Origin of the sequence: Microbulbifer sp. GL-2 (genome assembly GCF_007183175.1) — a bacterium.
Taxonomy (GTDB): Bacteria; Pseudomonadota; Gammaproteobacteria; order Pseudomonadales; family Cellvibrionaceae; genus Microbulbifer.
On record NZ_AP019807.1, the window covers coordinates 370,929 to 385,209 of the forward strand.

Below are 14,281 nucleotides of genomic sequence, written 5' to 3' on the forward strand. Positions count from 1 at the left end.
AATTACACTTTAAGCTGAAACCATAAACCACGGATAACATACTGAAGCAGTTCACCTACCGGCCGAAGATTATCATCATCAATAATCACTGCAAGAAACGTGACACAAGTAGAAAGTGCCAGTAAAAATGGAAAATTAAAACACCTAAATAACAGATATTTACAATTTGAATCGTGTCTTATTGTTCGATTGCGACTTTTATGACAGCTATAGCTTTTAATAGGTTTTTATTCGATTTCACACTTCAATAAGTCCAGCTATTCATTCAAGAAAGACTGCCATCCTTGTATAGACCAAATTTCAGAAATGCTCGGCCCGCATTTTCTTGAAATTTGAAGGGTCATCCTAAACATGAAGAATTAGCAATAAATTTTCAGTAAGCCTTTTATACCCACCCAGCCCCCGGATAGATGGGTACAGACGTGAGATTGCCGCTAGGATGTCGATAGCGCAAACTCAACCGCCTTATCCGCGTGAATTCGAGTAGTGTCGAGAAGGGGGATCTGTGTATCGTCCTGGGAGACCAGCAGACCAATTTCCGTACAGCCCAGAATAACGGCCTCTGCCCCCATATCCGAAAGCGATTGAATAATCCGTAAATATTCTTCCTTAGAGCTTTTCAGCAATTCCCCTTTGCACAACTCATCAAAAATTATCGAATGAATTTTTTTTCGGTCTTCCGCTTCAGGAACAATAACAGTCACTCCATAGTTATTTTGAATCCTCTGCCGATAAAAATCCTGTTCCATAGTAAAAGCGGTGCCTAACAGACCCGCTTTCCTTACTCCCCTCTGCACTAAAACTTCGGCGGTAGCATCGGCAATATGCAGCAGTGGGATGTCGATCGATAGTTCGACCTGGGAGGCCACCTTATGCATCGTATTGGTACAAATCAGTATGCAATCTGCTCCAGCTGTTTGAACCCCCTGCGCCGCACTAGCCAGTAACTGGCCTGACTCTTCCCACTCTCCGGCACCTTGCAGTTTTTCAATCTTCGCAAAATCAACACTGTATAAAATAATTTCAGCAGAGTGTAACCCACCTAGTTTTCGATTAACGCCCTCGTTAATCAACTGATAATATGTCTGGGTACTCTCCCAGCTCATACCACCTAACAATCCTATTTTCTTCACAAAAAAACCTTAAATGTAACTGGAGATATTTACTTTATTTAGGGCCTACATAATTAACCACCAACAATGCCGCCACCTGAAACAGGAGTTGGTCTATTAGGAGTGCTTGGATACATCGAATGACATGCAGGAAGCTATAAGGTTTCGTTTACTGAAATTATACCCCGATAGAATCCCCATTAAGCCTTCCCTACCGAGAAGCTTCCGAGTAATTTCTTTAAGAGGAAGCCCCTGTCGACTCAACTCTTGAGCTGCACTCGATAATTGCAACAAGTAGTCATATTTATCTTGCAACCGCTTCTTTCCATTTTCAACCAACCCTCGGTGCGGGCACAATATCAAATCAAAGTCATACTCCAGTACCTTGCGAATACTCTGCATCAATACTGGAATACTTTCATCTTTTCGCAGCAGTTTAAGGTGGCTGGCAACATAGAGATCGGCGGTAAATATCCAACCACGATCCTGCATCAGGTAGCAGGTCATGTCCTTGGCATGTCCTGGCGCCGGAATAGGAATGACTTGTTCACCAGCGATACGCAGATCCTGAGGTAACTCGGCAGCCTCAGCCAGTCCCGCAGCACCCCATATTAGCCTTTGCATCGGTGGGATACGAAAGCCACGCTTCAGTATTTCAATAGTGGCTTTTGGCGCTCGTGGCTGTATACCAGTAAGCTTGTAGATAGCGCCAGCATTACCACTGTGGTCTTCATGGTGATGTGTTATCAACAACTGTTTGAATGGTTTGTTCTTTACAAACCATTTGACATATTTCCACTGATTGCTTGGGCCAGCATCAACAATAGTGTCTTTCAGGCGATAGACAATAAAAGTGGTATTAATTCCAAAGTCAAACCTGCCAACCCTTTGGGCATCCAGGTCTTTGTAGTCAAAAGAATCAATAACCGACACACGACCCTCCGACAACGAAAAGCAGCTATAGAGGCCTCACCCAAGAAAAGGCAAATTGCGCCATTTAATTGGTTGCCCGTTTGGGATCCTTAAAAGAATTGATAACATCTCAGGGTACCTCCCAGGAACCTTCCAACATCAAACCACACTCTAGGGTTCCGCCTCCTCGCATGCGGGAAGCCCGCTACTCAGTCAACTCCAGACGAAGCTTCAGTCCGAGTTTGGATGTGGTTCCACTGGTAACCCAGGCGATCTTTCCATCACTCCCAACAATAACCATAGTCGGTGTAACCCTCACCCCCCAAAGCGCACTGGTTGCGCCCCCAGGATCATTAATGGTGGGAAACTTCAGGTTGTAGCGCTGCATATACTCTTCCACAACCTCCTCCGACCCCGACTGCATGGCAACACCAATAACCTGGTGCTCACGGGCCAATTCGGAAATTTTCGGGGAAACGATGCGACAGTAGGGACACCAGGATGCCCAGAAATAGATAAGTACCGGCCCCTGGGCTGTCATCTGCTGTAAATCCAGAAGGTTACCGTGGAGTGTCCGACCTTTTAGGGGCGGCGCTTGCTCTTTGGGTATATCCCGCTGCTGATAATAAGCGACAGCTGTTGTCACCAGAATCGCCAGCAAGATAAAAATTGAAAACTTTCCCGCCAGCCGAAACCAATGATTTCGCACCTCGGTCACTCCTTCTTTAATACTTCACACTGCAACCATAGGCCCTGGATGATGCACGCGAGATAGCTTCACCTTTCAGGGATGCATCTAAGGCAGCAGAGACATAGTTGTGGGAGCTGGCAATCACTGCCGGGCTGGCTGAGTCGTTATCATCAATTGCTCCTGCGTAGACTACTGTCCCCTGTGGATTAATAACAAACATATGTGGTGTTGTCTTTGCGCCATACGCACGGCCCATATCGCCACCAGTGTCGAGCAGGAAAGGCCTACTGGCGTTTAAATTGTGGGATTTGGCTACTTTGAGCGCTCTGTCCGGCGCGAGATATCCCTGCTTGCCTTCCGCAGAGGAGATAACCGTCAACCATTTGACGCCTTGGTCAGTATATTTCTTCTGCAGGGACTGCATATTGCCACTCCCATAGTGTTTTTTTACGTAGGGACAGTCCTTATTGAACCATTCAATCACCAACCACTGTCCCGTAAAATCCGTCAGTGAACTTTTATCCCCCTGCGCATCTATGACGGAGAAATCCGGAGCCTTTTCGCCGGGAACTGCTGCCGCCGAAACAATGGAAGAAAGCAGAGACAAAATAAATAGGCACCCCATCACCGCAAGACCGCGAGTACGAAAATTTACATTCATAGCCAGTTCTCCTTTCTATTCAGTTTTTATTGCCATTAAATAAATCGGTGATCATAGATTCCTGCAGTATCTGAGGTAGAAGTTGTGGCTCTTTCGAGCCTGCTGGATACCAGGCATATACTGGCACTGAATTACGCCCCAAAGCAGCCAGGCTTTCAGTAATTTCCGGGTCCTGTCTGGTCCAATCCGCACGCAGTAGTAAAACCTTATTCATTTGAAATAACTGCTGCACTTCAGATGTATCCAATACCAGTTTTTTATTTACTTGGCAGGTAATACACCATGCCGCAGTGTAGTCAATGAATACTGGACGCCCCACTTCCAGAGCCTGCTCTAACAGCAACCGGTCATACTCCTGCCAGCTGACAATATCCCCTGACGCTTCTCCATTCCCCCGATTCAAAGCCAAGTAGCCAGTCACCAAAAAGATCAATAGCAGCACCCATGCACAGATACGACCAAAGCGGGAAAAATTGTATCCGAGCCATAGGACAAAAGTGATCGCCAATAACAATAAAGCACCGATTAGCCAACCACCCTCGCCGAGCATCCGCCCCAGTACCCATAGCAGCCAGATTACAGTGGCGTAGAGGGGAAAAGCCAGGAACTGACGCAGCTTTTCCATCCAGGGACCCGGCTTCGGCAACCGATTCAAAAGTACGGGGCTGGCACAGAGCAAAACAAATGGAGCCGCAAGCCCTACTCCGAGACCCAGAAAAATTAATATTGCCTCAACGGCTGGTAGTATCGCCGCAGTGCCCAATGCAACTCCCATAAAGGGCCCTGTACATGGCGCAGCTACAAACACCGCCAACACACCTGTGGCGAAGGTGCCTCCACGGCTGACTCCTGCAAGGTTCACCAGTCGATGTCCAAACTCGAACACACCACTGAAAGACAGGGCCATTAACCAAAACAATAAAATTAAACCCATTACCACAGGGGCAGACTGTAGCTGAAATCCCCAGCCAATAGCCGCCCCCCAGGCTCGAAGCACCAAAAGCAGGACTCCCAGCACCGCAAAAGTTGTAAGGACTCCAGCAGCATACAGGAGTCCTTCACGCAGCCTTCCACTGTCACTATGTCCCTCCCTGACCAAGCCCAACAACTTGATAGACAGTACGGGAAACACACAGGGCATCAGGTTCAAAATAATCCCACCCGCCAGGGCGGCCAGGATTAACAACCACAAGGGGCGCTGCGGTGCCTCAGGCATAGCCGCGCCAAAAGCAACCCTATCCAACTGCCAGGCACGGCTACCATCACTTAAGACAAAACCGGCTGTTTCACTTAGCGCGGCACCGGGCAGGCGCTCAAAGATATAATCCAGGGTCCCGCCTTCCCGCTGTAGTTTCGGCTTGGCACCCGTAAACAGATCGCCATTGAGGGGGAAGACCTCGGGTGGTTTAGCTGTCCCCGCCATTTGCAGCAAAAGGTGTATCCGCTCCTCTCCCTGTGCCGAGAGAGAGACCGGTAGCCAGGGACTTTGGACGCCCGGCAGAGGAATTTTTTCAGCGAAGTAATCCCTCAGAGCCAGGTCTGCCGGTAGCCAAGGCGCCGTATCAGCTATTGGGCGAGACAATGTCATAGTGCCAAAACCAGGGATGCACTCAATCTTACACACCAACCATTCCAGCTCCACAGTGAGGGAAACCACCTTTGTTCCCTGCTTTGGAGTTATATCGAAGAGATAGGCAACATTGCCCGCATACCCGAGGTTGGTTAAATGCTCAATCTTCAGACGAACAGGAAATGGCCATTCGATGGGCCCTACCCTGGCCCCATCTGGCTTTATTCTGAAACGTGGTGCTGCACCCGAGTCTCCCGGATTACGCCAATACACATGCCAGCCGGGATCCACTTCGAAATAGAAGCCAAGTTTTTCGCTGGCTTGCGCCGTAAAACTTGCTGGCGCTAACCAACGGACGGTGACATGCTCCCCAGAAGTGCTTTCCTGAGCCACGGTCTGAGCTACACCCATTAAGAGCAACAAACCCAGAACATATATCGGAAACTTCCTCATATCGATCAAAGAGCTCGCCTCTCAGTGGCAATATTCCAGGAATTATTACAACACTATACTCTGTATCTCAGGGATTAAATCACAAGATGGACAAGACCGAGTGGGAATCTGGCATGCAGATACTGCAAATGAAAGATGGTCGCAAGCTTGCCTACGATGTTTACGGCGATCCCAACGGTATTCCGGTAATTTTTAATCATGGCTTCTCCGACTCCAGATTAATTCGCAACCCCGATAACACCCTGACAGCCTCCCTGGGAGTTCGAGTGATCGCCGCTGACCAGCCAGGGGTTGGTGGTTCCTCTCCTTTTAGAGGTCGCAAGATGGTGGACTGGGGAAATGATATGGAAGCACTGGCCAACTTTCTCCAGATAGATCAGTTTTCTGTAGTCGGGCATTCGGGGGCGGCCCTCATGCCCTCTCTATTGCCTACCGACTTCCAGAAAGAGTTACCAAAATCTCCCTGGCCTCTCCAGTAGTACCGCTTGGTGAAACGGGAATGCCAAGGCTATTAAAGAACAAGGATCTGAAATTAATAGCCAGACTCCACAAATTTCCATTCCTTATAAAATGGATGTGCAGCTTTTCAGCACGCAGTGCAACCAGGAATATCAATCGCTTTATGCTGATGTGTGCTCGGGACGACCCCTCGGATGCAGACATCCTGCTTCAAGACCCAAAGCAAAAAGCCATGTTTGAGGCATCTTTCACCGCTGGCATGGCCCAGGGGGGGAAGGCCTCTATGAAATGATTATGGCACTTTGGGACTGGGGCTTTGAGCTGGAAAATATTAAAACCCCCGTAAAGATTTTTTACGGTGACGCTGATGAGATCATTGACATTAAAATGCCAAAAAAATTGCACGATAAATTACCAAACAGCAGCATACATACCTGGCCCGGAGTAGGCCACTATGGATTCGTGCGCAGGGACTGCTGGGCAGAGCTATTAAAAGCCTGCATTTAAACGTTTAAACTTATTCTCTTACAGAAATCACTGATAGACTAAAACTCAACAGCAGCCGGTTGCTCCATCCTGGCCGGCACCAGACTGGAAATAAAGTCCTCTGTAGCCACGTCCCAAGTAAACGTTCTGGCATGAGCAATACAGTCTTCCCCATTGAGTAACAGTGCTCGCTTGATGGCCACTTTAAGATCTTCATGCAAGACGCCAACAGGGGCATTGCCAATAATATCTTTTGGCCCAGTGACCGGATAAGCGGCAACAGGTAAACCACAAGCCAGCGCTTCCAGATTCACCAGACCAAAGGTATCTGTTAAAGAAGGGAACACAAAAACATCCGCACCGCTATAACATTCCGTCAGTTTCTCACCTTCACGCACGCCAAGATAAACAGCTGCGGGAAACTTTCTTTTTAATGCATTTAATTGGGGACCGTCACCAACAATCACCTTGGTCCCCGGCAAGTCAATGGATAAAAATCTATCGAGTGATTTCTCTATGGCTACGCGCCCTACATTCAGCATAATTGGCCTGGGAAGGTCCTCAAAAATAGTTGTCTGAACAGGCCTGAATTTTTCCAACTCAACGCCTCTACGCCAGTAGCAAACACGAGTAATCCCCATAATTTTTGCTTCACTAGCCATACCATCTGTGGTTACCATTGTCTGTGCAGCCGACTGGTGAAATCGAAGCAACAGGTTATGCAGCCAGCTCACAGGTATTTTATATCGAATAGAAACATACTCTGAAAGTCTGGAAAGCCAAGAGGTTGTGAACCTTAACCCCCTCTGTTTGCAGTAACCACGCACCGCCCAACCTACTGGCCCCTCTGTCATTATATGAATTGCGTCTGGAGAAAAATCATCCACAATTCTGGCAACTCGCCGCCCAGGAAAAACCGCTATTTTCACTTCCTGGTATCCTGGCCATGGAAATGCAGTACAATCATCCGCAGATAAAATTCTAACTTCATGCCCACGTTTCTTAAGCTCCCTGTAGGTCTTATCAAGGACGCGGGAAACACCATTGAGCTGCTGCGGATAGGTATCCGTGGCAATTAATATCTTCATACCTGACAACCCCTAACAACAGCAAACGACAATATATCCATTTAAGCTCCAACACTTCCCTTGCAACACATCTCCAGGTCAACAGCTATCACTATGATTTATCGGACATTTTTCTGATTACAGAATGAACTTTCTTCTTGATACGCTCTTTGAGCTTCATACAGTTAACTATTGCTGAGCACACACCCAGCGTAGAAAAACCATTACACTTAATCAGCATTGCTAGACATTTATTTCATGACTATCAATCTGAAAAAAGCCTGCATTCAAAAAACTGCAAGAAAGAAACATGAGAAGCGACCTTTAAACAATGAAAATAAAGGCTTCTACTCTTCACATATATATGATTACTTGACTGCGACTCACCTTAATGCAACAAAAAAATGACCAAACATAAATCTCACCCTCCTCAACCATCAGAAACACACCCACAAGAAGCTAAACCAGCCTTTAAAATAATAATCAATACTGAATTGTGAAAATTAAACAATCCACCTATTATTTTATTCACCTCACTGATCGCTAAGGAGCACACAATAAACCCATAATGAGCAATCAGCGCCTATTACGCTCACGCAACTATAGCAGCCATGGCAATATTAACTATCTCACTCTTTGTATATTGAAATATATGGCAGGCTAGACTTAACAGGCGCCAATAAGAGGAATTTAGCGCCAAATTCATTCACATCGACCTAACGCCCAAGAATCTCCAGAGCTCCCTCCATGATAAAGGCAGATAACAAATGGAAAGAGTGCCAATCAACCCAAAACAAGACGCTTAAATGAACTCAAGAAAAGAACACGAAAACAATATAAATCGAATAATGATATACAACTGAAAGTTACCCATACTTTAAAAATTATCCATTACAAAAATTAAAAACATGAATTTAATAATAAAATCGCCAGCTTAAACCCCTATCCGAACTGCTTACACAGTTATATTTTGGCGCTCAGGGAGAACACAGAAATGTGGCAGATTTCCTAATGTCACCAAATCACAATTTCATTTCCCAGGAAATATTTCATGAGCAACCGGGAACTCCTGGCCAGTAAACGGCAACTAAGAAACACCAAACAACAACATACCTGTGCAAAAACACAGTGGGTTATGGGCAAAAATAAATACTCGGGATTTATTTCTGGGCGACAGGAACAAGGTTAAACCTGCTAAGCGGGCTTACAAGCCTCCTCTGTTTACTTCCCGACTTTTTGAGCCTCTGGTTACGAAATTTGGTATACACATGACCAGCATGGATGCGTTTTAATTCTATTAAAATATGCCTTATGAGACTTATGTATTCCATTTAATAATTTTAGTTAGCATAAACTTCTTTTGCTGACTGGGCCGCCAAAGTGGTGCTTATTACGAAGTCTCCTTGATCGCATATTGGCATAGGCAGTATTGCTCCATTCGCGTCCAACAAGTACCGGGAGATATAATCAATGATTTCTAAAAAGAACCTATTGCCTATTTTCATAGCAATATCCGCCCTCATGTTTGTATCAACTCCGGTTCTTGCAGACTTCGGTTCCAAGCACGATAAAAATCGAGTACCTAAAAATGCAAGAAAACCCCTTAGAAAACCCAGGCAACAACCCTACGACTTCAGTGAAATTTTTAATACGGTTCGAATTCTTGAGGCCGGTGCTGTAGAGGTACATCTTGGGGGGCATATTAACCAGGCCGAGCTTGAAGCTATGGACCCTCTGGAAGCCTATATACAAGCTTTTGAAGAAGGGGACGAGCTATTCGAAATAAATTACAACGCACTGGATGGAGTGGGAGTCAACGTGGGCAATGGCAAGCGCTTTACCAGCTTTCCACGACCAGATTTAAGAGGCCCGATGGCTTGGGCAAACATCCTGCCACACAGGGCCACCGGCCCCAATGGCGACTCCTGTATCAGCTGCCACAATGTTCCCGTCGCCGACGGTGGCGGCGGTGTAAATGACAATGTAATTCGCATGGACCCGGAACGTAAGCAAAAGGGCTTTATCGAACGCCAGTCACCGCACTTGTTTGGAATGGGTGCGGTACAGCTGGTAGCCGAGGAAATGACAACCGAGCTACACACATTACGAGATGAGGCTGTCATTGAAAGTTGTGACTCAGAGCAGGACAGCACTGTAGAGATGGTGGCCAAGGGAGTCAGTTTTGGCCAGGTTCAGGTGTCCTGTGAGGAAGTTAATTACGATAATCTGGTCGGCATAGATACAGACCTGGTTGTTCGTCCATTTGAGTGGAAAGGATTGACAGGCTTTGTTCGCGCCTTTGTTCGTGGAGCCGCTCACCAAGAATTGGGAATGCAGGCCACTGAGCTGGTTGGCGATGCAGACAGTGACTTTGATTCTGTGAATAATGAACTCAGTGTGGGAGATATCACCGCACTGGCAATCTACAATGCAGCCCAACCCCGCCCTGTTACTAAGATAGAGCTGAATAGTGTGATCAACACACTCAGTGAGGAGGAACAGGACACCTATGGCCTCCCTCTCAGTGAATCCGATATCTCCAGCATTCAAAATGGCGAAGAGATCTTCAACTCTATCGATTGTGCCTCCTGCCACAGCCCGGAAATGGAAGTGGCCTCCCCGGTATTTTATGAGCCGTCTAAGCATGCAAGCTTCCGTGATGAGACTTACCCAGCCGGAGATATTGCTGGGCTACCCGCAAAATCCCTGCAGTTCAACCTGTTAACCGATATCCTCGACAATCCCCAGGAGCTAGCATCAGGCCAGACTCTGGGCCAGTTTGAGGAGTCTGAAAACGGCGGCGCTATTATTCGCATGTATGGTGACCTCAAACGCCACGATATGGGCAGAGCCATGGCGGAGGAGTTCGACGAAGGCAATGTGGGGGCTTCGGTGTTCCTGACGGAAAATCTCTGGGGAGTTGGCTCCACCGCACCTTACTTGCACGATGGACGAGCCACAACCATGACCGAAGCCATTCTCTATCACGGCGGCGAAGCGGAATCCAGCAAAGCGCTGTTTAATGACCTGAGCGATGCGGAAAAAGCCAACCTGCTGAGCTTCCTTGATAACCTGGTGCTCTACCTAGCACCCGAATAGTATAACCAGAACAATATGATGCGGCTGGGCGGCCAATGGCTCGCCCCGCGCCTTTCATCAAACTGTTTTTACTTCCCCTATTACTGCATCAATACCTACACATCCAGATTATGGCGTTCATGCCATTGCAGCAGGGATTCTTCAGGATAAACATCATAGACCTCATCACCCTCACGGATATCTGGCTCAATCCATAGTTTCGTATACTTCAGCATCATGTGAGTGCGCTGAGGGGGAACAGGCAGCTCGGTATCTATAGCCGAGGCAAAAGGGTGTACAAGCTCAGGCCAGCGCGGGTCCCAAAGCCAAAGTGCACTGCCACACCGGGAACAAAAATGGCGTTGCGCAGGACTTTCAGTAATTTCTCCTCGCTTGGCGCCCCCTACCATGGCTTGATAAATCGATAGAAATTCCTCCCCCTCTACCTGCATTGAATTAAAATCTCCCCCCAAATTGATGGCATAGCCCCCTCCTCCAGCAGTCTTTCGACATATAGAGCAATAGCAGCGATTAAATGGATAGGGTTGGCTAGAATTCAAGCTAAATTGTATCGACTGGCAATGGCAAGAACCTTTAAGTTTCACTCTAAAGCCTCCCTGTGAACTTATTCTTCATCGCGTGATTAATCCAGATATGCATTGTTACCAGAATAGAAAATTGCATATACCTAATCTGGTAAGTGTACCTGGACTAGACTGTAACCTCTCGCTGAGTAAGCAATAGGGTGCCAAAGTAATGGATAAGCCGGTCAGACACGATAAATGGCTTGCTCAAGAATATGTAAAGGCCTCCATCATGCAGTGGCGCCAAGCTATGGAGGCCATTCAGCGCTGTAATTATCAAGATGCATCAATGATTCTCGATGTGGGTTGTGGCGATGGCAAAATCACCCGTTACCTGGCCGAACGTCTCAACAATGGCAGGATTATCGGTGTAGACCTTACCAAAGACATGATTCAATTCGCCCGCAAAGTCCACACTGGCCTCCCTAACCTTTCCTTCGAACAAATGAGCGCCGATGAAATTCAGCTTGAAGAACAGTTTGATTTTATTTTTTCTTTCAGTTGCCTGCACTGGGTAGCGGACCAGCAAAAGGTATGGGATGGCTTCTACAAGCATTTAAAAGAGGGCGGTAAGGTCGTAGCCGGCTTTCAGGTTGACCATGAAAATTTCTGGGGTACCGTTTCCGAATTTCAGAACTCTGCTCAATGGCACAATCATTTCGTAAACTTTGTAGACCCCTACAACCATTACTCTCTGAATGACATGAAAAATTACATTGAAAATCCAGGCTTCTACATTTCAAGGATCGATGAAATTTATCATGTGGAAAATTTCGAGACACCTAACAAGCTATCCTCCTTTTTCCTCTCTTGGGTGCCACAGTTTCGTCACTTGGAAAACCCTCTACGCGAGCAATTTGCACAACAAGTAATGGATAAATATTATAAAAAGATAGACTTCAGGATGCAGAAGCGAGCAGGAGTTAGAATCAAACGCTTTATAATTGAGGCGGAAAAATAACAGTGAATAAAACTAGGTAATCCGTGGCTCTCAATAAGCGTATAAATCACCCACTCGCAACGGGAAAGATCCCCTTCAATAATGAGCTCCTAAAACCAACCCTTCAAATTCTACCAACTCCATTTAAGGTATTTTAAACCTGAAAATGATATTTAGCAGAAAACCAAATTTGAACAATTAAACTCAAGGTGCAGCCCTTAGAAAGCAGCTCCACCCCAACCCCAAATCATCTCTCAATTACTGGAAGCGAGGCATTTCATAGAGATCAACAGCCAAACAGGAAGCAATCAAGTTCCTCTTGCAGAAATTATAACCGGTGAGCTTACTGACCAAACCTTCCTTGCCCAATAAGCGCAGAGTAATTTCCTCCAGTGAAAGCCCCTTTTTTTGTAGCTCTTGTGATTCACCAGTAAGATTGAGCAGAAATTCATACTTCTCATTGAGCTGATGCCAGCCCTTCTCTACTACTCCACGATGTGGACAAAGAATTACGTCAAATTGCTGGTCAAGTACACCCTTGATACTTTTCAATAGAGTAGGTATATGCTCATCGATCCGAAGGAATTTTAGATAATTAGCAATGTATAGATCTGCACTGAAGAGCCAGCCACGCTCCTGTATTAGATAACAAGTCATATCCTTGGCATGACCTGGGCTAAACAGGGGGACAACTTTTTCCTTGCCAATAGAAATCTCTTGCGGCAATGGTGCCGCCTCAGCCTTTCCCGCAGTGCCCCAAAAGAGTTTTTGCATAGGAGGAATTCGGAATCCTTTCTTCAGGATCCCGATGGTCTGCTCCGGTGCCAGAGCCTGAACGCCAGTCAGGCGATGGATAACCCCAGCATTGCCACTATGGTCTTCATGGTGATGGGTGAGCAGAAGTTGATTGATAGGGCCACTTTGGATAAAGGGCTTGACATAACGCCACTGGTTACTGGGACCAGTGTCGATAACCGTGCCTTTAAGCCTGTAGACAACAAATGTGGTATTGACTCCCATATTAAAGCGGCCAACACGCAGTGCATCGAGATCCTGGTAGCGAAAAGATTCACGTACAGACATGGGGTACCCTCTAAATCAATGGGCGCTATTCTTATGCGAATATAGGGCGGATGATATTGCAAATCCCTTGAAATCGGGTGACATATTACTACTCAAAATTGCACACAAAGAACCCCGGGGCATTCTTGTAGTAATTCCAGTAAGTTATATGTCTGACCAGTCTAAATATTAACGAGTACTATCAATGTACTGTTCTCCCCTCAATTTTATAAGAGGTGTCTTTACAAGCTTGCTTAGAGCGCCAAACTCCAACCTGCTGTCGCTGGAGGATCAACTCTAAGTTCTGCGCTGTATGCTTACCTGGGGACACCATGAAGAAAATTTTTAGAAGTGCAGGAAGTGCTTTGGTTCGCCTGGATCAGAATTTACTCAAATGGGCCTACCGGCGCAGTTACAGGAAGTCCAACCTTTTGGATATTTTGGTGCTGACAGGGGATGCCCCCTTCTGGATGCTCAGTGTATTCTTTTTTGCTGCTGCGGGAGAGTTTTATAACAGCCTGGCCTTAGAAAACATCTCCATATTGTTAATGTTTGCCTTGATCATCAGCAACCTCCTGTACACTCCTCTAAAACGACATTTTAAAAGATTGCGCCCATATGCTGATGAAAATCTGCAAAAATTACTGGGAATTCAAATTAACAATAGAGATCCAGGGAGTGCCTCTAAAGCAATAGAAAGTTTTCCTTCCGGTCATGTAGTTTGGACATCGGTCAGTGTAATTGTAATTTGCAGCCAATTTGGCTGGCCGGCGGTGCTACTGCTTGGTTGGCTCATTGTTGCCATGATATTTTTACGGCCATATCTGGGAGTTCATTACCCAAGTGATACTCTGGCCGGGCTGGCACTGGGTTCAGCTGTTGGTGTGTTGACGATCCACCTGTCACCTGCCCTGATTAATCTCTTGAAATATGTAAAGGGACACAACCTGCTGATCTTCGTCTATTGGGCCTGTATCGGTTTATTCTTGTTTTTTGGATTTAAATCCTGGAAGCATAGAATCTAGGGTCTGTTAATACCGCTTGATACCATTAATTTGACTATAAAAGCGCTTACCAAGGCGCAAGGAATGTAACTTGGTTGTTCCAAATAAGCAACGAGTAATACAGAGTAACTATACGACAGCTCTAATGCCTTACTGGAATAGAAAAAGCCGCTGGCAAGGCCTCTATAAATTACTGCAAACA

General features: G+C 46.4%; 13 protein-coding genes. 5 read left to right on the top strand and 8 right to left on the bottom strand.

Annotated features, from left to right (window positions below; genetic code table 11):
- Positions 1–434 precede the first annotated feature (434 nt).
- The 5 genes from GL2_RS01700 to GL2_RS01720 form a co-directional block, all read right to left on the bottom strand.
- On the bottom strand, positions 435–1,106 hold the full coding sequence (locus GL2_RS01700) for an aspartate/glutamate racemase family protein (RefSeq protein WP_232053733.1): 672 nt from the start codon (positions 1,104–1,106) through the stop codon (positions 435–437).
- A 123-nt stretch (positions 1,107–1,229) separates the two neighbouring features.
- Entirely contained in the window at positions 1,230–2,045 is an 816-nt protein-coding gene (locus tag GL2_RS01705) for an MBL fold metallo-hydrolase (RefSeq protein ID WP_143729002.1), read from the bottom strand.
- Positions 2,046–2,229: 184 nt separating this feature from the next.
- Positions 2,230–2,733 carry a protein disulfide oxidoreductase gene (locus GL2_RS01710; RefSeq protein ID WP_232053734.1) on the bottom strand — a complete coding sequence of 168 codons (504 nt, stop codon included), beginning with the start codon at positions 2,731–2,733 and terminating at the stop codon, positions 2,230–2,232.
- 16 nt (positions 2,734–2,749) lie between these two features.
- Complete coding sequence (locus tag GL2_RS01715; RefSeq protein ID WP_197736507.1) at positions 2,750–3,376, bottom strand: thioredoxin family protein; 627 nt, start codon at positions 3,374–3,376, stop codon at positions 2,750–2,752.
- Positions 3,377–3,395: 19 nt separating this feature from the next.
- Positions 3,396–5,357, bottom strand: a complete 1,962-nt coding sequence (locus GL2_RS01720; protein WP_232053735.1) for a protein-disulfide reductase DsbD — start codon at positions 5,355–5,357, stop codon at positions 3,396–3,398.
- A gap of 128 nt (positions 5,358–5,485) precedes the next feature.
- On the opposite strand from GL2_RS01720, the gene GL2_RS21630 reads away from it, so the two are divergent.
- Together GL2_RS21630 and GL2_RS21635 are read left to right on the top strand one after the other, a co-directional pair.
- Positions 5,486–5,878 (top strand): alpha/beta fold hydrolase, encoded by a 393-nt coding sequence (locus GL2_RS21630; RefSeq protein ID WP_197736508.1) that lies wholly within the window; start codon positions 5,486–5,488, stop codon positions 5,876–5,878.
- A gap of 274 nt (positions 5,879–6,152) precedes the next feature.
- Positions 6,153–6,365, top strand: a complete 213-nt coding sequence (locus GL2_RS21635; RefSeq protein ID WP_197736509.1) for an alpha/beta fold hydrolase — start codon at positions 6,153–6,155, stop codon at positions 6,363–6,365.
- 38 nt (positions 6,366–6,403) lie between these two features.
- Here the strand turns inward: GL2_RS21635 and GL2_RS01730 are convergent, their stop codons facing one another.
- Entirely contained in the window at positions 6,404–7,432 is a 1,029-nt protein-coding gene (locus tag GL2_RS01730) for a glycosyltransferase family 1 protein (protein WP_143729005.1), read from the bottom strand.
- Between the two features lie 1,500 nt (positions 7,433–8,932).
- Here GL2_RS01730 and GL2_RS01735 point away from each other — a divergent pair.
- Positions 8,933–10,510 carry a di-heme oxidoredictase family protein gene (locus tag GL2_RS01735; protein ID WP_172621023.1) on the top strand — a complete coding sequence of 526 codons (1,578 nt, stop codon included), beginning with the start codon at positions 8,933–8,935 and terminating at the stop codon, positions 10,508–10,510.
- 95 nt (positions 10,511–10,605) lie between these two features.
- Here GL2_RS01735 and GL2_RS01740 read toward each other — a convergent pair whose 3' ends face one another.
- The gene (locus GL2_RS01740) at positions 10,606–11,094 is read right to left on the bottom strand and encodes a GFA family protein (protein WP_143729007.1); all 489 of its coding nucleotides are present in this window, start codon (positions 11,092–11,094) and stop codon (positions 10,606–10,608) included.
- Positions 11,095–11,245: 151 nt separating this feature from the next.
- On the opposite strand from GL2_RS01740, the gene GL2_RS01745 reads away from it, so the two are divergent.
- Complete coding sequence (locus tag GL2_RS01745) at positions 11,246–12,034, top strand: trans-aconitate 2-methyltransferase (RefSeq protein ID WP_143729008.1); 789 nt, start codon at positions 11,246–11,248, stop codon at positions 12,032–12,034.
- Between the two features lie 237 nt (positions 12,035–12,271).
- Here GL2_RS01745 and GL2_RS01750 read toward each other — a convergent pair whose 3' ends face one another.
- Positions 12,272–13,096 (bottom strand): MBL fold metallo-hydrolase, encoded by an 825-nt coding sequence (locus GL2_RS01750; RefSeq protein WP_143729009.1) that lies wholly within the window; start codon positions 13,094–13,096, stop codon positions 12,272–12,274.
- Positions 13,097–13,407: 311 nt separating this feature from the next.
- On the opposite strand from GL2_RS01750, the gene GL2_RS01755 reads away from it, so the two are divergent.
- On the top strand, positions 13,408–14,100 hold the full coding sequence (locus GL2_RS01755) for a phosphatase PAP2 family protein (RefSeq protein ID WP_143729010.1): 693 nt from the start codon (positions 13,408–13,410) through the stop codon (positions 14,098–14,100).
- Positions 14,101–14,281 lie beyond the last annotated feature (181 nt).

Excerpts from the sequence above, each read along its gene's own strand:
- GL2_RS01700 (WP_232053733.1), bottom strand. The coding sequence starts at position 1,106 with ATGAGCTGGGAGAGTACCCAGACATATTATCAGTTGATTAACGAGGGC.
- GL2_RS01715 (WP_197736507.1), bottom strand. The coding sequence starts at position 3,376 with ATGAATGTAAATTTTCGTACTCGCGGTCTTGCGGTGATGGGGTGCCTA.
- GL2_RS01720 (WP_232053735.1), bottom strand. The coding sequence starts at position 5,357 with ATGGGTGTAGCTCAGACCGTGGCTCAGGAAAGCACTTCTGGGGAGCAT.
- GL2_RS21630 (WP_197736508.1), top strand. The coding sequence starts at position 5,486 with ATGGACAAGACCGAGTGGGAATCTGGCATGCAGATACTGCAAATGAAA.
- GL2_RS21635 (WP_197736509.1), top strand. The coding sequence starts at position 6,153 with ATGGCACTTTGGGACTGGGGCTTTGAGCTGGAAAATATTAAAACCCCC.
- GL2_RS01730 (WP_143729005.1), bottom strand. The coding sequence starts at position 7,432 with ATGAAGATATTAATTGCCACGGATACCTATCCGCAGCAGCTCAATGGT.
- GL2_RS01735 (WP_172621023.1), top strand. The coding sequence starts at position 8,933 with ATGTTTGTATCAACTCCGGTTCTTGCAGACTTCGGTTCCAAGCACGAT.
- GL2_RS01745 (WP_143729008.1), top strand. The coding sequence starts at position 11,246 with ATGGATAAGCCGGTCAGACACGATAAATGGCTTGCTCAAGAATATGTA.
- GL2_RS01750 (WP_143729009.1), bottom strand. The coding sequence starts at position 13,096 with ATGTCTGTACGTGAATCTTTTCGCTACCAGGATCTCGATGCACTGCGT.
- GL2_RS01755 (WP_143729010.1), top strand. The coding sequence starts at position 13,408 with ATGAAGAAAATTTTTAGAAGTGCAGGAAGTGCTTTGGTTCGCCTGGAT.